Here is a 21,481-nt window from a genome sequence, read left to right on the forward strand (position 1 = left end):
GTGCCGTGACGGATGCCGTCAACCCATGTCCACCAGGGCTCGATAGAGCGGTTCGTACAGCTCACGAACGAGGGACCTGTCGATCGGGGCGGGGTCCGGCTCTCCTGCGCTTGAGCCCCCGAAGTAGGGGGCGAGCACCTCACGCATGCTCGCCAGCAAGCTCGTGTCGGGGGTGTCCGCGTCCTGGAACCCGGCTTCCCGGGGGGAGAAGGCCGCGTCGACGAAGACCACTCGGGCCGGCACGCCACCGCGCACCAGACGACCGATGACCTGCCACATGACGACCAGCTGGTCCCAGGTGAACGCCGTCTTCTCCTCGTCCCGCAGGCTGGACCAGGCCAGTCTGCGCGTGAGGAAGCGGTTCCACTGACGGCGTGCGCGGCTGCGGAAGGCCGCGGCCGCCTGGTCGGGTGTGGCGGCGGCGAGCGCGTTCTGGCGGAAGGACCCGTCGGCGTCGCGGAGCTGGCGTACGGCCCAGTCGTTGATGGACTGGATGGCGAGTGAGATGTCGTCGGGCCGGGGGTGGGGGCGGGCCAGGAAGTAGACGGTGCCGATGGCCGCCTTGCCGCCGCGCAGAACGATGTTGTGTCCTCGCTCCACCGCGAGCAGCGGCGCGACGAGGATGTCGCCGCCAACCGAGGGGAAAGCCTTCACGTCACCGCGGGGCAGGGTCCGTGCGGCGGCGTCCTCCGGCAGCCGGGTCCACGCGGTGTCGGAGTCCGCGTCGTCGGACACGAGCCGAGTGACACGGCCGTTCCACTCGGGGATCTGGTTGAGGTACTCGGCGGCCCGGCGTGCCTCGTCGTAGCTGCCGACGAGCAGCAGGATGCGACGGCGGTCCGGATCGTCGATCTCCTTCAGCTCGGCGTCCAGCATGCTCACGGCGTCGGGCAGGCTCCGGTCGGGCACCGCGAGCTGGTGCAGCATGTGCAGAAGGGCCTGCGGCCGCTCCTCGGGGTCGCATCCGGACAGGCGCAGCGGCTTGGGCCGGTCGTTCCCGGGCCAGTACAGGAACTCCTTGCGGAATTCGCTGCCCAGGACGGCTTCGACTTCCTCGTCGTGAGGACGCAGCACAGCGCCGACCTCGGCGTGCAGGTGGTACCTGCTGGATGTGCCCGCCCAGCTCGTCGCGGACATGAGCAGGACGTGCGGGCCCGGGCGGCCGTCCACGGCGCACAGGTCGCCGAGCCGCATGAGCAGTTCGCGGCCCACTCCGTTGCAGTGGAAGAAGCGGAGTTCACCGCTGCGGTCACCGTCACGCTCGCGGTCGTCGTGGCGGAACTGGAAGCCGAGGACGTTGCCCATGGGCGACTCGGGGATGACCGCCTCGTAGTCCTTGGGTGGCCTGCGGGAGAGCACGTTCGAGGCGCTTTCGAGACTGAGTGCGGCTTCGACGCGCGGCCACAGCGTGGTCATGAAGTCGAGACGGCTGTGCAAAGCGGCCAGGACCAGGGTGAACTCGAAGCGCCGGGACTGGAGGTCGGCGTCCGCGAGGACCGTGCTGTCGTCTCCGACGATGCCGGTGAGCGTGTCGCGCAGCCTCTCACGCGTCCGTGCGCCCTGGGGGGCGTGCAGGAGTTCCAGGGTGAGGTGGACGAAGGTGTTCACCAAAGGGGTCACTTCGTCGTCGTCACCCGTGCTCTGATGCTCGTGCAGCGGGTCGTCGCGGAACCGGCTGAGCGCACCGTCGAGTGTCAGGGCCGCCGCAGGGTGGCGTTCGCCTTCCTTCCGCCCCGGGAACCAGCTGTCCAGCAGCAGGTTGTGGAGGGTGAAGGCGCTGAAGTAGTCGACGCTGATCCACCGCCGGAGCTTGTCGTCCTTGACGAGCAGGGCGAAGAGGCGGTCGGTTGCGGCGCTGACCGTGTTGACGGCGTTGGTCCAGTCGTCGACGTCACGGGCGGACAGCTGGAGCCGCCCGTCCCGGGCCATCTGCTGGAACTTGTGGACGGCGACCTCGTCGAACCAGGAGTTCGGGGCCTTGCCCACCAGCGTGCTGGCCGGCGCGAAGGCCGTGTCGAGCTGCATCTGCACCCGGTCCGCCTCGTCGACGATGATCAGGTCACTGAGCCGGCAGGCGAGTTCGAGGTAGCGGAGCTGTTCCTCGTGCTGGTGCAGGGGGATGGAGCTGTGCACCAGACCGGCCGGGGTGGCGACCCACACCTGCGCGTCGACCAGATCACGCGCCCCGCGGTGGCGCGGGCACCGGTTCCACAACGGGCACAGTCTGCGCTGCGGCTTCGGACCTGGTGCGTCGCGCTGAGTGCCGTTGTCATCGTCGATGAGAGGATCGCCGTCCGTGGTCTCCTGCTCGGGGACGGTGTACAGCGTGATGCACGGTGCTTCACGGACGCCGAGCGGGCTGCGGGCTTCCAGGCCGCGCAGCACATCGACGGGGCAGGCGCTGCTGAGGTAGGCGAAGCCCGCGTGGTCGTGGCCGAGCATGTTCGCGGCGCCAGCCGTGGCGGTGCGGCGGTGCAGCCGGTTGATGTTGCGCTCCCTGGTGGAGTGCCCGAGGATCGGCGCCGCCCGTACACCGAGCCGGTTGAACTGCTCCACCACGGCGAGCGTCTCGGCCACGTCGCCGACGACGATGGTGACCCGGCGCGGGGTCCGGGTGACGGCGTGGTAGGTCAGGATGTCTCGGAGTGTGGACTTGCCGGCTCCCACCATCCCCACGAGGTGCAGCAGCCGGTCGATCCTCAGCCGTCCCTGTTCGGTGAAGCGGCCGAGTTCCGTGTCGCGCACGAGCAGTTTCACTCGTTGGAGCCGCGCGGCCCAGCCGTTGTGCGGGCCCTCCGACGCTTTCGCCTCGATGACGTCCATCTCGGCGGCGGCCTTTTCGAGCTCTTCCCAGGTGACGTCCACGGGCTCTCCGTGTCCGGCCGGGGGCGCGTCGAGCGCGTGGGCGCGCGGCAGGGTGTCCGCCAGCAGTTCCTCGTCGAACACCACGGAGTGGGTACGGTCCTGCACCCTGAAGGTGTGCTCACCCTCCTCCGCGAACGGAACGGACCGCGTGGCGAACCGAGGAGCGCTGCTGAGCAGTTCCTCGAAGATCTCGAAACGGCGTCCGGCGCGCGAGGGCTGACGGCGACACGGCACGGAGCCGGGCCCTTCGATCTCGTATCCGCGCAGGTGCTGGGGGACGTTCACGTACTCGGCCAGGGCCTCCGACCAGGCGTGCCGTCGCCGCATGTCCCACAGGTAGTGGCGGGCGCGCAGGACACGCAGCCGCTGTTGTTCGGTATGGACGTCTCCGAACACCTCGCTGTACGGGTAACCGCCCAGGAGCGGCCAGACATCGGCGGCTGTGCGGGTGGGCGTCACGTCCTGCAGGAGGTACAGGCCCAGTTCGACGTCGAGAAGGTCGCCGGGGCGGAAGCTGCCGAGATGCGCCGGCCACACTTCGTTGAGCTGCTGCGGTGAGCAGCGCCGGTGCCATCCCCTGCGGTCACGCACGGCGGCCTCCTTCGGTACGCGGGCTTCCTGTCTTGTCGCGCTGGGCGGAGATCTCATCGGCGACCAGCCGAAGGAAGGCCTGGTCGTCCAGGAGGCTGACCTGGTCGGCCAGGTCCTCCGGCAGGTTGCGGCGGAATTGCCTCCCATACGCCTCGTTCTCACGGAAGCGGTATCGAGGCACGACGAGGAAGGCGCGGTCGTAGGGCGGCTCGTTCCTGAACGGTGTGAGGGAGCGCGCCAGGAGAACGGGGTTCACCCGGTCCTTGACGTCCACCGCCCAGTGCCGTCGTCCCGGAAGGGGGACGCGCAGGTCGTAGGCGTCGTAGTTGGGCCACATTTCGGGGGTGATTCCGAATTTCTTCTTCAGCGCAGCTTGCAGATCGGTCTCCGCGAGCCCAGGGCTGGTGATGAACATCCGCAGGGGGCGGCTGAGCTGGAAGACCCCGCCTTTGTCGGCGCCAAGCGGTGTGCCTTCGTCCGAGGTCCCGTCGCGGCGGCACCGGTCCAGCTCGCAGCGATGGCCGCCATGCAGCAGCGGCACCATCAGGCAGCGGCAGCGAGCGCACTGCCGGTACGTGCCGCGCCGCAGGTAGGAAGCGGGCACGGGCTCGTAACAGCGCTTGATCACGTCGTGCAGCAGCATGCCGCAGTCCGGATCGCCGCCGAGCAGCGCCAGCTCGGCACCGGTCAGCACGGGCCTGGAGGTGAGCAGGGCCCGGAACGCGGTGTACGCCTGCGGGGCTTTGGCCGCTCGGCAGAGGGCGAGCGCTTCCCGGATGCGCTCGTTCTCGAAGAGCTCGGCGGCCGGGTCGGCCGCGCTCACCTCCCACTCCATGCAGAGCTGGTGCGGGAGCCGGGTATCCGGGTCGACGAGCAGGGCCGCTCCTGGGAAGGTGTCGGCAGGCAGCTTCAACGGCCAGTCCACCAGCGGTCGTTCGCAGGCCCACCGGACCATGTGGGGCACGCTGCCCGGCGGCTCCTCGCCCCGGCGCAGGCAGTGCAGGACGAGGCGGTTGTACGCGTTCTGCACCTTCGCCGGGTACACCGGGTTGGGCACGGTCTGCTGCCGGGACAGGCACGCCAGGGCGCTGGCGATCTGGCGAAGCAGTGCCTCGTCCGTGCCGGCGGCGCCCTCGGACCGTGAGTCTCTCAGCTCGGTCGTGGTCATCACTCCCCCTCTGCCGCGACGGCGCCGTCAGACGCGCCGCTCGGACACCACCGTGATACCGGGCAGGACTGACAATGCGGTCCGGGTCGGGCATCCCAGGCCTCGTCCTCCCGCCAGGGACCGGCGTACCGCCGAAGCACAGCCAGTGCCTTCCGCCGCTGTTCCGGGTCCGTCGGGTCGATCACGTGCGGATCGGATCCGTCCGGCCGGAGGATCTCCACCTCGACGCGCGAGCCGTCCGGGTCGCCGCCCAGTGCGCCCTGCGCCAGGAGCGTGACGGCGAGGGCGAGTTGGGGGTACGTCTCGAGAGGGTCCTCGTGCCGGCGGCGCCGCTTCCGTGTCGTCTTGAGCTCCCGCCATACCCACGAGCCGTCTTCCTGGTAGAGCAGGTCCGGCTTGGCGATGACGACGGCCTGCGCCGCGGTGTCGTGGACGACGCGCAGGGCTTCGGGCTCCACCCGCTGGATGAGGGTGGCGTCCTGGAAGGGGCAGGCGTCAACGTGGTGGAGCAGCATGTCCCGGCCGGTCGCGGCGTCCTCGTCGGAGACCCGCCAGCGTCCCTCTGTCCAGTTCTCGCCCTCCGGGGGCATGTCATCGGCGGCGCACGGTGGCCACCCCGGGCGACGATGCAGCTTCTCGACCCAGCCGTGCACGGCCTGGCCGAGTCTGGCCGCGCTGCCGTACTCGTCGGACTTGGGCAGGTGCAGGGCGCGGAGGAATCCCTGCGCGGGGCAGGCCGCGTGATAGCGCAGATCGCTGATCGACACCTTCCGCAGCGGCGCCACCCGCGAGGGGAGTCCGAGGACGCCGGGCCTGCGCGGCACGGCCTCGCAGCCCGTGAACTGCTTGCAGTCGACGCAGGACGAGCCGGGTGCCGGCCGGCCGCCCGCCACGATTCGGGCCACGTGCGCGTGCCCGTGCTCGGCGTAGTACGCCTCGGCCTCCTCGGCCGTCCCGTCGAACTGCACGCGCGGTCGCCCGTCGGCGAGCCCGACTTCGACGACACGCACTCGCTCCGGCCGGACGGCGGGCCCGTACGGCTCGAACGGGCGAGCCCACTTCCGGGGCCAGGCCGCCTGGCGCCCGTGAACGGCGACGTACACGGCGATGGCGATCTCCCCGGGCTCGGAGTCCTTGGCCTCGCCGTGCCGCAGTCGCCGGTACTCGCGTAGTCGTCCCCCAGCCGCCTCGTACCTGCGCCACCAGCCGTACAGCTCCCAGAACTTGCCGTTCTCCCGCTGAGCCACCCAGTACGGACGAACCGGCTGGAGCCCCTGCCCGGCGTCATCGGCGCACGCTCCCAGGTAGGTACGGAAGGCGTGCTCGGTGTACGTCAGGTGACCGGGGTGGAGGACGGGAGTCCGCGAACGTAACCCTGCCAGGGCCTGGTCGGGGGTCTCCCCGTGGAACTCGACCCGGTCGACGGCGTCCATGACCGGCCCGAGGGTGAACGTCTCGAGCTCCGGCTTCGGCAGCCGGAGTCGCCGGGTGGGCCAGAGACCGGGCCGGGCCTTGGCCGCGGCATGCGAGGGGCAGGTGTGTTCCTCGCTCCCGCCCGTCCCAGGCCCCACGCGGACCAGGCTGTCGTCCCCCGTCAGCCAGTGCGGCCTGTGCCAAGCCGTGGTGTGCTCGTGGCTCATTGCCTCCCCCTTCTTGATCTCGGGCACACAGCGCCCTTCGGGCCGGCCGGGTGCGCCGTCGCTAATCGACCGTAGCAGGAAACTTGGAAGTCATTGGAAGTTATTGGCACAGGTTGGATCCTGCGCTAAGCTGCCCCGCATGGCGGCATCACTGGAGGATCTCGAGCAGCGCCTGTCCCAGCTGCGCACCGAGCTGCGCGGTGCCGTTCGCGCACGGGACAAGATGGAAACCGCGCGCATCCGTCGCGCACTGCGCGAGGCCGAGGCCGCGTGGGAGCACGCCCTCGAAGTCGAGGCCGAATCCGAGTCCGCAACGGACGTCGGCGCGCTCCCGACCGACCCCCAGACCTCGCCGACGTCGGTAACTGCGGGTGAGTCACGCCGCAAGGAGCGCCCGGTGCACGGCTCCATCCCGATCCGCGAACAGGTCCACCAGGCGCTCACCCTGCTCGGGGCCCCTGCCTCCCCCAAGCTCATCTCCTCCACGTACGAGGCGTTCTTCACCGAACCGCTGGTCGCCACCAAACTCGCGTCACTCCGCCGCGACGAGGAGCGCTCCTTCACGGCACAGGGCTACGCCCGCCCGTACTACGTCTGCGCGGCGCTGACCCACGACCGTCTCGTCCCCGCGCGCGGGCTGCTGGCCCTGTCCACCTGGCCCGTGGAGCGGCGGATCATCGGCCCGCTCAGCCCGCGCGCCGACTTCCTCACCCACGCGGTGGGGACCGCCGAGCAGATCCAGCGACTCGCCACCGCGGGGCACCCGGCCCCGGACGCGGCGTGGCGGCTGCTGCGCCGCTTCGCCCTCACCATCCCCGGCGCCTACGACGCCTCGGCCCAGGAGCCCGATCCCGCCCGTGTGATCGCCGCAGCCCACGCCGAAGCCGCCGTCCATCAGCAGGAGGACGACCAGCAACGGCAAGCGGCCGCGCAGCGCGCCCGTGGTCAACTGGCCGACGTACAGCAGCTGTTCGGCGCGGCCCCGATGCGCGACGCCCTGCGCGACGCAAGTGGGACCCTGTCCTGACGACCCGTTCCCCGACAGCGACGGCGTGCCAGACGCCTCGCAGACGGGTAAGCCCCCGAAGACGTACCCGAAGCAGAGACGATGCCCTCGCAGCAGTCCGAACCTCCCGACGGCCGACTCGCGCGGCTGCGTGGACCGCAGCCCCCTCAGCCGTACACCGCCCGCAAGATCACCGCGCTGACCGCCAACCCCGCCTGCGCCCGCCGCGCGGTCCTCGACGCCGCCGGAGTGGACAAGGCGCTGCTCGCCCAGCAGGTCGGATACGAGCCGCGCTTCGGCCAGTCCCCCTTCGCCCTCGCCCGCGAACAGGCCTTCCACGCTCTCGTGAAGTGGGGTGGCTACGCCGAGCTCATCCAACTGCTGCGCGAGCAGCTCTCCGTCCCCGTGGCGGAAGCCCATGTGACCGACCTCAACGAGGTGGGAGGCAACACGGAGCTGCACGTGCGCGAGCGGGAGACCCGCCGCCTCATCGCGCACGTGGCCTCCGGCCAGGACGTACGGCTGATCCTCGACCGCCCGGTGCTCTCCCTCGAAGTCGCCGGTCAGACCGCGTACTTGGAGCCGGACGCGCTCACCCACCGCATCGACGGGAAGTTCCACGTCGTCCTGATCCGCTCCTTTGCGGCGATCGACGGCCAGGCCAACCCGACCGCCGTCGCCGAGACGGCCAAGCAGGCCGCGGTGTACGTCCTGGCCCTGCGCCGCGCTTTCGAGACCGCCGGTCTGCCCACCGACCAGCTCGCCCACGAGTTCCTGCTCGTCTGCCCCAAGGACTTCTCCAACCGCCCCTACGCCCGCCTCGTCGACCTCCGGCAGGAACTCGACGCCCTCCAGTTCCAGCTCTCGCGGCTGCGGCGCGCCGAGGACCTCGCAGCCCGGCTCCCCGAGACGGCGACCCTGGACACGACCCGAGACGCAGACGAACTCTCAGCATCCATAGAGGCGTTGGACGCGTCGTACACGCCCTCCTGCCTGTCCTTCTGCGAGATGGCGCGCTATTGCCGCGACGAGGCGGACGGCTGCGCCTCACCGGCCCGCTTCGGCAACGGCGTGCGCAACGACCTGCCGGGCATTGACTCCACCCGTATCGCCCTCGACTACCTGGACGGCGTCGCCGCCCCCGGAGAGGCCGAGGCGGAAGCCGCCGACCTGCTGCGCGCCGCCGCCCGGCTGCGCCGACTCCGCCGGGGGGCCGCATGAGCGTCCTGTCCACCGTCGCGGCGCTGACGGCGTCCCGCACCGGCCGGGCCGAGCCGCTGACGACCGTCCGCCACCAGCACCTGGACGACAAGCCGTTCGTCCTGGTGCCGCTCACCCTCGCCGGTGAGGCCTGCGCACCCCTGGCCGCGCTCGCGGGCACGGACCCCGAGCACCCGGTCCTCCTCACCGTCCGCCAGCCGCGCAACCGCGCCGAACGCTTCCGGTTCGCCGAGCGCCTCGCCGAGCTCCTCCTCGCGTACATCGACGGCTGCCGGACGGAGACGGAGCCCTACACCGTCGGCCGTGGCAAGGAGAAGGAGGAACGCCTGCGCTTCCAGCGGGGCCCGCAGCTTCTCGTACCGAACGGCGAGGGCATCGCGTACGTCCGCCTGCTGGGCCGGCTGACCAGGCTCCGCGCCACCGAGGGACCGTATGCGGTCGACCCGTCCGTGCCCGCCCTCGGCAAGTGGCTGACGTGGTTCGCCGACCTGGCCGAGTTCCCCAACTCCGGTGTGCTGCTCGCGATGACCCGGCTGCTCGCCGCGCACTGGGCGACGGGCCAAAGCCCTTCCGAGGACTCCCACCTCGCGTCCCTGCTCGCCTGGATCGATCCGCCGGAAGGCAGCGACGGCGCGAGCGCGGCGCGGGAGACCGAGGACCCCGCCGTGTGGCCACCCGCCGGCCCGTCCACGGACCCGGTCTTCGACCGGACCCTGCACGAGCTGATGACGCGTTACGACGAGGCGTCCGACGACCGCGGACGCGAGGCGGTCGGCCGCCAGATCGACCGTGAACTGCACGGCCAGATGCTGCCCACCTGGCGGCTGATGTGGCACGGCGTGGAGCTGCTCCGCGAGCTGCCGGAGGGCGCCCACGTACCCGATCGCTGGGCCCTCGACCGACGCTGGTTCTCCGAGTACGCCGAGTACCTGGACGCCGACGGCCGCCCGCAGGCCCGCCGCGACCAGGCCGTCCGGGCCGCCCGCCGTCTGGCCCGGCTGGAGGACGCGGTCGCCCGGTACGAGGCGGAGCGCGCGTACGACGATCCGCTGGTGATGGCGGAGTACGAGCTGACCGGCGAGGCGTTCACGGGCACGGTGACGGCCAGGGAAGAGGACCGCTTCGTCCCCGGCGACCGCCCCGGCTCCCAGGTGTGGCGCCCGACGATCACGCTCCGCACCGACGCCCGTACCGTCCCCGCGGTCGGCACGGAGGTGAAGTCCCCTGCCCGGCCAGGCCAGGGAGCCCGGATCCTCGAGGTCCGGCAGGAGGACGACGGCAGCCACACCGTGGTGCTCCAGCTGAAGGGCGGCTTCGCGAACAAGCGCAGGCCCCCCGCACCGCCCGGCACCCTCGCCGAGACCGGCGAGGAGCTGACGTACACCACGCTCAACCCCACGGCCATGCCGTCCGCCCTCCCCGACGAGGAGGACACCCCCTGGACCCACGGCGGTCCCCCGCAGCCGTACGAGCCCACCGACGAGGACGCAGAGGAGACCTGGGAGTGACCGCCCTCCTTCCCGACACCGGGGAGCCCGCATCCCTCACCCCCGGCGAACGCGCGGACCGGGCGGTGACGGGGATCCTGGCCAGCCTGGACACCGCGCCCGGCCGGGGCGTCGTCGTGGACTCGCCTCCCGGGGCCGGGAAGTCCACGCTGGTGGTGAGGGCCACCGGGCACCTGACGTCCGCGGGCCACCAGCTCATGATCGTCGCGCAGACCAACGAGCAGGTCGACGACTTGGTGGATCGCATCGCGCGGGAGCATCCCGGCCTGGCCCTCGGCCGCCTCCACGCCGGCGGCCATGTCCTCCCGCCCCGTGTCACTCGCCACCCCAACATCACCGGGAGCAGCCAGGTGACGGACCTGCGCGACCTGCCCGTCGTGGTGTCCACCGCGAAGAAATGGTCGTTCGTCACCCCGGACAAGTGCGCGCCGTGGCGGTGGGCCATCGTCGACGAGGCGTACCAGATGCGCTCGGACGGTCTCCTGGCCACGGCCCCGCTGTTCTCCCAGGACGACTCACAGGTCCTCTTCGTCGGCGACCCCGGGCAGCTCGACCCCTTCGCCACCGTGGAGACCGACCGCTGGCACGGCCTGACCTGGGACCCGCTGCGCAACGCGGTCGACGTCACCCTCGCCCACAACCCCGACCTCGTCCGCCACCAGCTCCCCGTCTCCTGGCGTCTCCCCGAGTCGGCGGCGCCCCTGGTCGAGCAGGCCTTCTACCCCTTCTACCGGTTCGTCCCCGGCACGACGGCAGCGGAGCGCGTGCTGTCGTACGCCAGCCTGCCCCACGGCTCAGGCCCGCTGGACGACGTCCTCGCCCGGGCCGCCGACTCCGGCTGGGGCCACCTGGAACTCCCCGCCCGCCACACCCTCGACCAGGACCCGGAGGTGGCCGAGGCCCTCGCGGCGACGGCGGCCCGGCTGCTGGAACGCGGCGCCCTGGTCAACGAGGAGCCCTTGACCACGGACCGCATCGCGATCGGCACGGCGCGCACCGTGCAGGCGGAGGCGGTCCGCAATCGCCTCGCCGCCCGCGGCCTGACCGGCATCACGGTGGACACCGCCAACCGCCTCCAGGGCCGCGAGTTCGACGTCACCCTCGTCTGGCACCCACTGTCCGGCCGCCAGGACGCCTCCGCCTTCCACCTGGAGACGGGCCGCCTGTGCGTCCTGCTGTCCCGGCACCGCTTCGCCTGCATCGTGGTGGCCCGCGCCGGCATCCGCGACCTGCTGGACCGGCATCCGCGGAGCAGCCCTGTGTATCTGGACGTGCCGCCCAAGTTTCCGGATGGGTGGCGGGCCCATCAGGTGGTGATGGGGCGGCTGGAGCGGGGGGAGCACCGGGTGCGGATTACCTGATCTCGCACGAATGGGGTCATTGTCAGTGGCAGGATGTACGGTCCACGCAGATGTGGCGTGAGGGAGATATCTAGAGCATGGCAGCAGTGATCGAGAACCCGATCATCAATTCGCCGTACGCGGAGCCGGCCTGGCACTGGGAACTGGACGAGCGAGGGCAGCCGACCGGTGAGCGGGTCCCTGGGCGCCGCCCGAGCGAGACCTGGATGCCCGTCCCACGCGCCCGGAAGGGACGCAAGACGTCGGCCGGCGTCCAGCACGAGCTGTTCTTCGACGGCATCCTGGAAGAGCGCAAGGGCCAGGATGTCATCGGCAATATCCGCAACGAGGTCGACCGCTGGCGCACTGCGGGATATCCCAACATCACGCCGACGACCCGTCGTCTCCTGGAGTACTGGACCGCCCCGGAGCGGGAGCGGAAGTTGTTCTTCGCACAGGTGGAAGCGGTGGAAACCGCCATATACCTGACGGAGGTGGGCACGAAACTCGGCAGGCCGTGGATCAAGACCCACCTGGAAGAAACCAACCAGGAGCACAACGCGGGGCTGCCCAGGGTCGCCCTGAAGATGGCGACGGGTGCGGGCAAGACCGTCGTGATGGCGATGCTGATCGCCTGGAACGTCCTCAACAAGGTCGCCGGCCCGCAGGACGCCCGGTTCGCCAAGCGCTTCCTTCTAGTCGCGCCCGGTGTGACCATCCGGGACCGGCTGCGGGTGCTGATGCCCTCCGACCCGAACAATTACTACGACGAGCGGGACATCGTCCCGGCGGACCTGTGGGGGGCGCTCGGGCAGGCGCAGGTGGCGATCACCAACTACCACGCGTTCATGCTCAAGACGACGCGGGAGGGCCAGGGACTCGCGTCCAAGACCAAGAAGCTGCTGCTGGCCAAGTCGAAGAACGATCCCTTCATCGAGACGCCCGACATGATGGTCAACCGGGTGCTGCGCGATCTGGGCGGCAGCAAGGGCGAGATCATCGTCATCAACGACGAGGCGCACCACTGCTACCAGACCCGCGGGGCCGCCCTGGAGGGGGCCGTAACCGTCGACGACCTGAAGGGGGAGGAGAAGAAGCAGGCCGAGGAGGAGAACAAGCACGCGCGCCAGTGGTTCGACGGCCTGAACCACATCATGCGCAAGACCGGCATCAAGACGGTCTACGACCTCTCGGCGACCCCCTTCTACCTGAACGGCTCGGGCTACCCGGAGGGAACCCTCTTCCCGTGGGTGGTCAGCGATTTCGGACTCCTGGACGCCATCGAGTCGGGCCTGGTCAAGATCCCTCGTGTGCCGGTGGACGACGACGCGGAGCACAAGGAGGTCTCGTACCTGAACCTATGGGAGCACATCAGGGACGAGATGCCGAAGCGCTCGCAGAAGCCGGAGACGCTCGCGGACAAGACGCTGCCGGCCGTTCTGGACGGCGCGACTCACAGCCTGTACCGCAACTACGCGGAGGCCTTCGCGCGCTGGGAGGAGGAGACCCGGGGCACCGGCTCCACTCCTCCAGTGTTCATCGTCGTCTGCAACAACACGACGGTGTCGAAGTGGGTGTACGACCAGATCGCCGGGCATGAGTTGCCGGAGACCGGCGGCCTTGGCAAGCGCGGCATGCTGGACCTCTTCTCCAACTATGACGAGCAGGGCCGCCGTTACCCCGTGCCTCGCACCATCCTGGTCGACTCTGCGCAGCTGGAGTCCGACAATCCCCAGCTGGACGCTCAGTTCAAGGCTGCGGCAGCCGAGGAGCTGGAGGCGTTCAAGGAGGAGTACCGCACCCGGTTCCCCGACCGGGATGTGGAAGCGCTCACCGATGCCGACCTGCTGCGTGAGGTCCTGAACACCGTCGGCAAGAAGGGCAGGCTCGGGCAGGACGTGCGGTGCGTAGTGTCAGTGTCCATGCTGACGGAGGGCTGGGACGCCAACACGGTTACCCACGTCTTGGGAGTCCGGGCCTTCGGCAGTCACCTGCTGTGCGAGCAGGTCGTGGGTCGTGGGCTTCGCCGCATCTCGTATGCGGTGAACGACGAGGGACTGCTGGAGCCGGAGTACGCGGATGTGTACGGCATCCCCTTCCAGTTCATCCAGACGGACCCGAACCGCGAGCTGAAGACCAAGCCCCGACCGGAGCCGAAGCACGTCCGGGCCATGAAGGATCGTGAGGAGCTGCGCATCACCTTCCCGCGCTTGGAGGGGTACCGCGTAGAGATCGAGGAGGCGCGCTTCTACGCGGACTTCACGCAGGCGGAACCGTTCAAGGTCAACGAGCACGTCGCGACGCGGGCCGAGGTAGAAGGCCTCATCGGGAAGAGTGCCACGCACACGCTGGTCGATGGCCGAGGTGTCCGCGTCCAGCAAGTCGCCTTCAAGGTAGCCGAGCTGGCTCTGGAACTTCTGGAAGACCCGAAGCAAGGTCGCAAGCCTTGGATGTTCCCGAACCTCGTGAAGCTGGCGAAGGACTGGATCACTCATTGCGTCGGTACTGATAACCAGCGGGACTTGACGATCATTGCCAGCGTTTCCGAGGAACAACTGCGGGCCGCGCAACAGTTCTTCGCCGCATTGAACCGTCAGGAGAACAACAACCCGTCCAAGGTGGTACCCATTTTCGCGAGGTACGCGCCGGAGGGCTCTACGGACGACGTGAACTTCTACACGACCAAGGCGGTCTACGAGGCCGAACCGGACAAGTCGCCGGTGAACTATGTCGTCCTCGACGGAATAGACGGCAACACCTGGGAGCAGATCCTGGCGACGTTGCTCGACGGCAACAAGAACGTGGAGTCGTACGTCAAGAATGACCACCTGGAGTTCGCAATTCCGTACCTCTATGCCGGACGCACTCACCGGTACCTGCCTGACTTCATCGTCAGGTTGAAGCCACGCGATGATGAGGACGAGCAGCGTCACCTCATCGTGGAGGTGTCGGGCTCCCGCAAGTCGGCCGGCAAGCGAGCCATGAAGGCGGAGACCGCACGCATGTGGTGCGCGGCTGTCAACAACCACGGCGGGTTCGGCAAGTGGGGTTACGTCGAGCTGTCGGAGGATCCCACCAGGTTCAAGGTGGTGCTGAACATGGCCATTCAGTCGCTGTACGACGACGGGGCGCTCACGGGCCTCCATGAGGACGGACTCAAGAGCGTCGAGCGACTCAAGAACGACGATGACGACGCGGACTGGGGCGGCGACGACTACCCCTGGGACGACCTGTTCAGCGCGGCGCGCGAGGCGGAGGCCGAGCAGCGGCGGCACGACGGCAACGACGAGGAAGGGAAGTAAGGACGATGGCCGCTCCCCGCAGAAGCAGCGCGAAGACCGCCGCGAACCGCACCAAGGCCGTGCAGGCCATAAGGCATGAGGACAAGCGAGTGAACAACCCTACGGCGGACGCGTTCGATCTTGTCACGGAGGAGGTTGAGCAGACAAAGACGCTGCTGTACCCGCGTGACCCGTCACTCGATCCTCAGCTCGTCTGGAAGGGCAAGGACGAGCAGGACCGCCAGGACCTGGAGGTACCGGCCCCACCGATCTTCCGCCAGGAGCTAATCGAGCCGCGGTATCTCGTCAAGCAGCTCATGGACGAGACGAAGAGGCGACGGAAGGACGGGGAAAACGATGGCGCCGAGGAGGAATTGTCACTCTTCGGTACTGACTTTTTCGACGACGGGATCCCGGACGAGCTGGAGAAAATCGAGTGGTATAAGCACCAAATGAACTGGACCAACCGCATGATCCTGGGCGACTCGCTCCAGGTGATGGCAAGCCTTGCGGAGCGCGAGAATCTGCGGGGCAAGGTCCAGATGGTGTACATCGATCCGCCGTATGGGATCAGATTTAACTCGAACTGGCAGGTAACCGCACGATCACGTGACGTGAAAGACGGCAACCTCTCTTCTGCAACAAAAGAGGTAGAACAGCTTCGAGCCTTCCGGGATACTTGGCATCTCGGCATCCACTCCTACCTCACATACCTACGGGACCGGCTCACCGCCATCCGGGACCTGCTGTCGGAATCTGGCTCCGTTTTTGTGCAAATCGGCGACGAGAATGTTCACCTGGTGCGATCTCTCCTGGATGAGGTATTCAGTCCCGAAAATTTCGTTTCACTCATCACTTACACCAAGACAGCTGGCCAGACAAGCGACTTCCTTCCCGGCACATCCGATTTCATCGTTTGGTACGCTAAGGACAAAGAAAAGGCCAAATATAGGCGCCTTTACCAAAGGCGTGAACTAGGCGGCACCGGATCGGATAAGTACAACCAGGTTGAGCTCGAAGACGGAAGTCGCCTACCGCTAAAGAGGGCAGCCGACGCCGGAAAGAGCGGGCGAGCATTTCGCCTTGACAACCTCACGAGCCAGAGCATGGGGCGCGAAAAGGGGGAAGGGGCTGCCTCATGGTTCCCCGTCGAGGTCGATAACCGAACCTTCCGCCCGAACATGACATCACGTTGGAAGACAAACGAAGCAGGTATGAAAAATTTGCTTCTAGCTCGACGAGTGCAGGCAACCAGCAACACCCTCTCCTACGTTCGATACCACGACGACTTTCCTGCATTCCCCATTTCCAACACATGGACTGACATCGGAGGCATTCAGAGTCGAGCGGATCCAAAAATTTACGTTGTACAGACCGCAAATTCTGCAATCGAACGCTGCATGCTCATGACCACTGACCCAGGTGATCTCATCCTCGACCCAACCTGCGGCTCCGGCACCACGGCCTATGTCGCCGAGCAACGGGGACGTCGCTGGATCACCATCGACTCTTCGCGTGTCGCCGTCTCTCTCGCCCGTCACCGCATCATGGGCGCTCTTTACCCCGCCTATCTCCTCGCCGACTCCCCCGAAGGAAAGGCAAAGGAAGCCGAACTCAGCCAGCAGCCGCTCGACCGCTCGCCCTCAAAACACGACATCCGCCGTGGCTTCGTCTACGAGCGTGTCCCACACATCACGTTGAAGTCGATCGCGAACAACCCCGACATCAAGGAGGGGAGGACCCGCGAACAGATCGACAAGGCGATCAAGAAGCACGCCGAGTTCGAGACCTTGTACGACCGTCCCTACGAGAACAAGAAGGCCGTACGGGTTGCCGGAGCTTTCACCGTCGAGTCCCTGTCGCCGCACCGCTCCGTCTCCTTCGACCAGGAGGTTCCGGCCTCTGAGAAGGCCGCCGAGATGATGCCGTCCGGCGCCTCCTACGAAGAGACGATCCTGGAACACGTCAAGAAGGCCGGCGTGCAGAACGGTTACCGGAACGAGCGGCTGGAGTTCGAGTCGGTCGAGCCGGTTTCGGGTCGGATACTGACCGCCGTCGGCATCCGCAAGGACGCCGAGGAGGGGACGCCAGCTCGCGTCGGCATCGCACTCGGCCCCGAGTACGGAACCGTCGACTCGCTGTTCATCAAGAACGCAGCCCGTGAAGCCCTCCGGTTCGGCGAAATTGACCTCCTGCTCATCCTCGGTTTCGCCTTCGATGCCAACGCGACCGAGGCGACCAACGAGATCAACGAGGAGAGGGGCGAGTTCTCCGTCATCCAGCAGCGCCAGGTCGGCAAGCTGACCGTGCTGAACGTCCGCATGAACCCGGACCTCGCCATGGGAGACGAACTCGCAAACACCGGCGCTGGCAACCTGTTCACGGTCTTCGGCGAGCCTGACATCGAGGTGACCGAGATGAGCGACGGCCAGCTCGTCGCCGAGATCAAGGGACTCGACATCTACAACCCGACGACCGGCCAGGTCCGTGCCGAAGGTCCCGACGACATCATGATGTGGTCCATCGACACGAACTACGATGCCGAGGCCTTCATCGTGCGCCACGTTTACTTCTCGGGAGAGAACGGGAAGCCCACGGGTCTCAACCCATACGAGCGGCTCGGCAAAGCGCTCAAGGGGCAGATCGACGAGGAGGCCCTGGCCACCCTCTTCACCACGAAGTCGCGTCCCTTCCCCAAGCCCGAGTCCGGCCGCATCGCGGTCAAGGTCGTCAACTACTACGGCGACGAGGTCCTCAAGGCCATCGAGGTCTGACGTCACCACTCGCGGGGTGGGTGCCACCACGGCACCCGCCCCGCCCACCACCGGCCTCGCACACGGAGGCACCAGTCAGTTCCGGGGGGAACAATGCCGTTCACGGATGCCCAGCGCACCGCCATCAACACACACGACGACAATCTCCTCATCGTCGCCTGTGCCGGGTCCGGCAAGACAGAGGTCATCTCGCAGCGGATCGCCGGCCTGCTCGGGCGGCCCGATGTGCAGCCGAAGAACATCGTCGCCTTCACCTTCACCGAGAAGGCCGCCGGTGAACTCAAGGAACGTGTGCACACCAGGATCCGTGAACTCCACGGCGAGGTGCACGGCCTTGCCGAGATGTACATCGGCACCATGCACGGCTACGCCTTGGACCTACTGCACAGCCACGTCCCTGAGGCATTCAAGTACAACGTCCTCAACGACGTGCAGACGCGCCTGATCATCGACAAGTACAGCACCCGCTCCGGACTGACCACGACAAACGCGGTCGTCAGAGGCACCGAGAAACCCCTGCGGCGCTGGGTCAACTCCAAGTTGTACCAGCAGGTCATGTCGATCCTCCGCGAGGACGATGTGGACCTGGAAGGGCTGCGCCCGGACGTCGCGGACGGACTCGACAAGTACATGGGGCTCCTCAGCGACCGCGCCTACTTCGACTACACGGCGATCCTCCACAACGCCGCAGTCCTGCTGAACGACGACAACGACGAGGGTGACGAGTCTGTTCTGGACCTTCAGCGGCACGTGAAGGAGACCGTCAAATACGTCGTCGTCGACGAGTACCAGGACACCAACCCGGTCCAGGAGCAGCTGATCCGCGGGCTCACCCGCCACGGCGCGAACCTGTGCGTGGTCGGCGACGACGACCAGACGATCTATCAGTGGCGTGGCAGTGCCGTCGAGAACATCCTCACGATCGAGGGCCGCTACCCCAACGTCCACCGCGTCACCCTGAATGAGAACTTCCGCTCCAGTTCCGCCATCGTCGATCTCGCTCGCCACGTCGTCGAGCAGATCCCTCCCGGCGAGCGTCTCAGCAAGGCGATGACCGCCGCGGGCCATCAGACCTTCGAGCGCGGTGACCTGTTGGCGCTGGAGTTCCCGGACACCGAGGCCGAGGCCACCTGGCTCGTCGACCGCATGGAGCGACTGCGTGGCGTCCCCTTCAAGGACCGAGAAGGCAGTGAGCCGCGCGGACTCGACTGGTCCGACTTCGCCGTCCTCTTCCGCTCCGTCAAGGCCGACGCTGGACCTCTCGTCGAAGAGTTGCGCCGCCGTGACATCCCGTACGTCATCAAGGGCCTCACCAAGCTCTTCGAGACCCCCGAAGTGCAGGCAGCCGTCACCTGTTTCCGGTTCGTCGCGGGGCTGGCCGACGAGCAGGATGTCGTCGATGCATGGGTGGACGCCGGCGTCGGACTCGCGGAGGGTGACGTACGTGCCGGACTTCCCGTACTCACTGCCGCCATGCAGTGGGATGCCTCCAAGCCCTGGGACTCCACCACGCTCCAGGGCGTTTTCCTAGAGTTCCTCGAAGCCGTGGAGCTGCGCGAGGAGCGTGTTCCGAACGAGCGGGGCGAACTCGTCTACTACAACCTCGGCCGCTTCTCCACCGCAATCGGGGACTTCGAACGCATCCACCTCACCAGCGAACCCCAGCAGCGGTTTGACGCGTTCGCCAAGTGGGTCGAGCACCAGGCACCCGACTACTACGAGGAGTCCGACGGGGACAACGGCTACGCCCAGCCCAACGCCGTCGTCATCGCCACGGTGCACCAGGCCAAGGGCATGCAGTGGCCCGCGGTCTTCCTGCCCGCCCTACGCAAGAACACCTTCCCCGCCTCCGGTCGGGGAGGGCTCGGCGTCTTCCACGTGGTCGAGGAGGAACTCATCCCGGGCGCGGCCCGCTACCGGGGAACCGAGGCGGACGAGCGGCGTCTGTTCTACGTCGCCGTCACCCGCGCCCAGAAGTACCTGGCGCTCTCCTTCGCCCCCAGCGAGAAGCGCACCGGCAAGAAGCGCTCGGACTTCTTCAACGAAGCCACGGGGGTCCACACCGTCCTGACCCGCGAGGCCGTCCCCTCGTCCGACGGCCGACTGACGCCGACCCCCAGGCGAGGCACCCCCGATGTCGTCATGTCCTTCTCGGACCTGAAGTACCTCTTCGAGTGCCCGTACTCCTTCAAGCTCCGCCTGCTCTACGGTTTCGACTCGCCCCTGCAGAAGGAACTCGGCTTCGGCAAGTCCCTGCACGATGTGATGGCCGAGATCCACAAGCGCGCCATCGAGGGCGACATCGCCACCCCGGAGGAGGCGGAGGACCTCGTGGACCGCCACCTCAACCTCCCGTTCGCGAACAAGGCGGCAGCCGACCAACTCCGCCCAGCCGCCGAGACGGCCGTGCGGCACTACCTGGAGCGCCATGGCACGACCCTCCACCAGACGCGGTACTCCGAGCAGCCCGTCGAGATCCACCCGGTCCCCGGTGTCACCGTCACCGGCCGTGTCGACCTGATCAAGCGGCTGGACACAAACGAGACGTCGGTCGTCGACTTCAAGTCCAGCGAACGCGCCCAGGCCGAGGATCTGACCCGTGACCAGTTGCACTTGTACGTGCTCGGCTACCGGGAGCTGACGGGGCAGGATGCGGACGTCGTCGAGGTCCTCAATCTCGACAAGGCGGGACGCGACACCCGCGAGATGGTGGACCCCGAGGTTATGACCGACCTCGGCAAGCGGGTCACGGAGGCGGCGGATTCGCTGCGCACCAACCAGTTGTCCCGCCGGGACAACTGGTGTGCAACCTGCGCCAGCTGCGATTTCGCGGGCATCTGTCGCAACCGCGAAAGCTGACGGTTACTCCTGTCCTGGCCCGTGCGACTGCACGGGCCAGACGACCTTCACGCCTCTGTCGCGAACCCCACGAACCGCGTCCACTCCTCGCAGCCGACAGCGAAGTGAGGACGCGACACGTCCTTGGAGTCCCGTACGCACACGGCCTGTTCGGTGACGGCGACCTCTACGCAGTCGTCACCCTGACTGCCGCTGTAGCTGGACTTGAACCACGCCAGTTCCGGCCTCGCGCTCATAGCTCTCCTCGGAGTCGCTCCAGCAGACCCCGAGAGTCCTTGGCGTTCAGGGCCTGCGAGCGCAGTGTGTCATAGCGCTGGCAGAGCAGGCTCACCTCTTTCACGTCGGAGATCAGACGGCCGTTCTGCTGCCCCTCGGAGTATGCGTATCGCTGCCCCCTAGGAGTCTCCAAAAGCCGCACCGGCCCATCCAGACAAGCATGCAACCCTGCCTCCAGCGGCACGACTTGAAGCGTCACGTTCCGCGGTGCGCTCAGCTCCAGCACATGGTCGAACATCTCCCGCATCTGTTCCGGATCCCCGAACCGGCGCCGGAAGACGTGCTCTTCGACGATGAAGCTGAACGGCGTCGTCGGACGCTCGAACAGCATCCGCTGTCGCTCCATCCGCCGGGCCATGAAGTCCTCCAGCAGGCTGTCCGGCGCCACCGGAACGGTCCCCTCGAACACCGCCCGCGCATACCCCTCCGACTGCAACAACCCCGGCACCAGCCGGCACTCGTACGTGCACAGACTCACCGCCACCCGCTCCAGCCGTGCCCACTGCCGGAACCACGCCGCGAGCCCCACGTCCCCGCGCCCCCGTGTCACGTACTGCGAGGCCTTCCGCAGGGCGCCGGTGTTGCCCAGCGCCTCCTCGGACCGCTCCACCAGCGCCACATCCGGCATCCGCCGCCCCAGCTCCACCGACTCGACCGTGTGCTTCGAGAAGCTCACCAGGTTCGCGAACTCGGTTCTGCTGTAACCCGCGTGTTCGCGCAGCGCCTGCATGACGGCTCCGAAGGTCCGCAGACTGTCCGAGGGCCCGGGCTCCCGGTCCGTCTCGCCGCACGGGGAGCCCCCGCCGTCCACCACACCGCCGTCGGCCATCCGCAGCCACCTCCGGTTCGTACGCGCGCTGTTCGCCGTCCTGAAGTCGACGGCACTCAGCGTGGCGTATGAGCCGTCGTACCGTCCACGGAATGTGCCCGTACGTTGACGCAGCGTACGGAC

12 protein-coding genes are annotated in these 21,481 nt (G+C 67.8%); 7 read left to right on the top strand and 5 right to left on the bottom strand.

The genetic code is table 11. The annotated features are described in order from the left end of the window. Positions 1-18 precede the first annotated feature (18 nt). From ACFV20_RS22065 to ACFV20_RS22075, 3 genes are read right to left on the bottom strand one after another with little or no spacing between them, the layout of a single operon-like run. Positions 19-3,456 (bottom strand): signal recognition particle, encoded by a 3,438-nt coding sequence (locus ACFV20_RS22065; protein WP_385658921.1) that lies wholly within the window; start codon positions 3,454-3,456, stop codon positions 19-21. Continuing rightward, positions 3,449-4,624 (bottom strand): hypothetical protein, encoded by a 1,176-nt coding sequence (locus ACFV20_RS22070; RefSeq protein WP_385658923.1) that lies wholly within the window; start codon positions 4,622-4,624, stop codon positions 3,449-3,451. Before ACFV20_RS22070 ends, ACFV20_RS22065 begins: the two co-directional genes overlap by 8 nt. Beyond that, entirely contained in the window at positions 4,624-6,264 is a 1,641-nt protein-coding gene (locus ACFV20_RS22075; RefSeq protein WP_385658925.1) for a PD-(D/E)XK nuclease family protein, read from the bottom strand. The genes ACFV20_RS22070 and ACFV20_RS22075 overlap by 1 nt, the downstream gene beginning before the upstream one ends. Positions 6,265-6,403: 139 nt before the next feature. Between ACFV20_RS22075 and ACFV20_RS22080 the strand changes: the two genes are divergently transcribed. The 7 genes from ACFV20_RS22080 (at position 6,404) to ACFV20_RS22110 (ending at position 20,253) form a co-directional block, all read left to right on the top strand. After that, complete coding sequence (locus ACFV20_RS22080) at positions 6,404-7,291, top strand: hypothetical protein (RefSeq protein WP_385658927.1); 888 nt, start codon at positions 6,404-6,406, stop codon at positions 7,289-7,291. An 81-nt stretch (positions 7,292-7,372) separates the two neighbouring features. Next, complete coding sequence (locus ACFV20_RS22085) at positions 7,373-8,491, top strand: hypothetical protein (RefSeq protein ID WP_385658929.1); 1,119 nt, start codon at positions 7,373-7,375, stop codon at positions 8,489-8,491. Further along, positions 8,488-9,999: a hypothetical protein gene (locus ACFV20_RS22090; protein ID WP_385658931.1), complete on the top strand. Its 1,512-nt coding sequence runs from the start codon at positions 8,488-8,490 to the stop codon at positions 9,997-9,999. The genes ACFV20_RS22085 and ACFV20_RS22090 overlap by 4 nt, the downstream gene beginning before the upstream one ends. Beyond that, positions 9,996-11,360, top strand: a complete 1,365-nt coding sequence (locus tag ACFV20_RS22095) for an AAA family ATPase (protein ID WP_385658933.1) — start codon at positions 9,996-9,998, stop codon at positions 11,358-11,360. The genes ACFV20_RS22090 and ACFV20_RS22095 overlap by 4 nt, the downstream gene beginning before the upstream one ends. A 77-nt stretch (positions 11,361-11,437) precedes the next feature. Beyond that, positions 11,438-14,641 (top strand): BPTD_3080 family restriction endonuclease, encoded by a 3,204-nt coding sequence (locus ACFV20_RS22100; RefSeq protein WP_385658935.1) that lies wholly within the window; start codon positions 11,438-11,440, stop codon positions 14,639-14,641. A gap of 5 nt (positions 14,642-14,646) precedes the next feature. Next, positions 14,647-17,394 (top strand): site-specific DNA-methyltransferase, encoded by a 2,748-nt coding sequence (locus ACFV20_RS22105; RefSeq protein ID WP_385658937.1) that lies wholly within the window; start codon positions 14,647-14,649, stop codon positions 17,392-17,394. A gap of 93 nt (positions 17,395-17,487) precedes the next feature. Beyond that, positions 17,488-20,253: an ATP-dependent helicase gene (locus tag ACFV20_RS22110; RefSeq protein WP_385658939.1), complete on the top strand. Its 2,766-nt coding sequence runs from the start codon at positions 17,488-17,490 to the stop codon at positions 20,251-20,253. A 47-nt stretch (positions 20,254-20,300) separates the two neighbouring features. Here ACFV20_RS22110 and ACFV20_RS22115 read toward each other — a convergent pair whose 3' ends face one another. Together ACFV20_RS22115 and ACFV20_RS22120 are read right to left on the bottom strand one after the other, a co-directional pair. After that, positions 20,301-20,489, bottom strand: coding sequence for a DUF397 domain-containing protein (locus ACFV20_RS22115; RefSeq protein WP_385658940.1), 189 nt, complete (start codon positions 20,487-20,489; stop codon positions 20,301-20,303). Further along, positions 20,486-21,358: a Scr1 family TA system antitoxin-like transcriptional regulator gene (locus ACFV20_RS22120; protein ID WP_385658942.1), complete on the bottom strand. Its 873-nt coding sequence runs from the start codon at positions 21,356-21,358 to the stop codon at positions 20,486-20,488. Before ACFV20_RS22120 ends, ACFV20_RS22115 begins: the two co-directional genes overlap by 4 nt. Between the last annotated feature and the right edge of the window lie 123 nt (positions 21,359-21,481).

The sequence above is a fragment of the Streptomyces sp. NPDC059696 genome, assembly GCF_042733745.1.
In the GTDB taxonomy this organism is placed as follows: Bacteria; Actinomycetota; Actinomycetes; order Streptomycetales; family Streptomycetaceae; genus Streptomyces.

What these genes read in the sequence shown, in the direction of transcription:
- ACFV20_RS22090 (WP_385658931.1), top strand. Translation starts at nt 8,488, where the DNA reads ATGAGCGTCCTGTCCACCGTCGCGGCGCTGACGGCGTCCCGCACCGGC.
- ACFV20_RS22115 (WP_385658940.1), bottom strand. Translation starts at nt 20,489, where the DNA reads ATGAGCGCGAGGCCGGAACTGGCGTGGTTCAAGTCCAGCTACAGCGGC.
- ACFV20_RS22105 (WP_385658937.1), top strand. Translation starts at nt 14,647, where the DNA reads ATGGCCGCTCCCCGCAGAAGCAGCGCGAAGACCGCCGCGAACCGCACC.
- ACFV20_RS22080 (WP_385658927.1), top strand. Translation starts at nt 6,404, where the DNA reads ATGGCGGCATCACTGGAGGATCTCGAGCAGCGCCTGTCCCAGCTGCGC.
- ACFV20_RS22075 (WP_385658925.1), bottom strand. Translation starts at nt 6,264, where the DNA reads ATGAGCCACGAGCACACCACGGCTTGGCACAGGCCGCACTGGCTGACG.
- ACFV20_RS22120 (WP_385658942.1), bottom strand. Translation starts at nt 21,358, where the DNA reads ATGGCCGACGGCGGTGTGGTGGACGGCGGGGGCTCCCCGTGCGGCGAG.
- ACFV20_RS22085 (WP_385658929.1), top strand. Translation starts at nt 7,373, where the DNA reads ATGCCCTCGCAGCAGTCCGAACCTCCCGACGGCCGACTCGCGCGGCTG.
- ACFV20_RS22100 (WP_385658935.1), top strand. Translation starts at nt 11,438, where the DNA reads ATGGCAGCAGTGATCGAGAACCCGATCATCAATTCGCCGTACGCGGAG.
- ACFV20_RS22070 (WP_385658923.1), bottom strand. Translation starts at nt 4,624, where the DNA reads ATGACCACGACCGAGCTGAGAGACTCACGGTCCGAGGGCGCCGCCGGC.
- ACFV20_RS22110 (WP_385658939.1), top strand. Translation starts at nt 17,488, where the DNA reads ATGCCGTTCACGGATGCCCAGCGCACCGCCATCAACACACACGACGAC.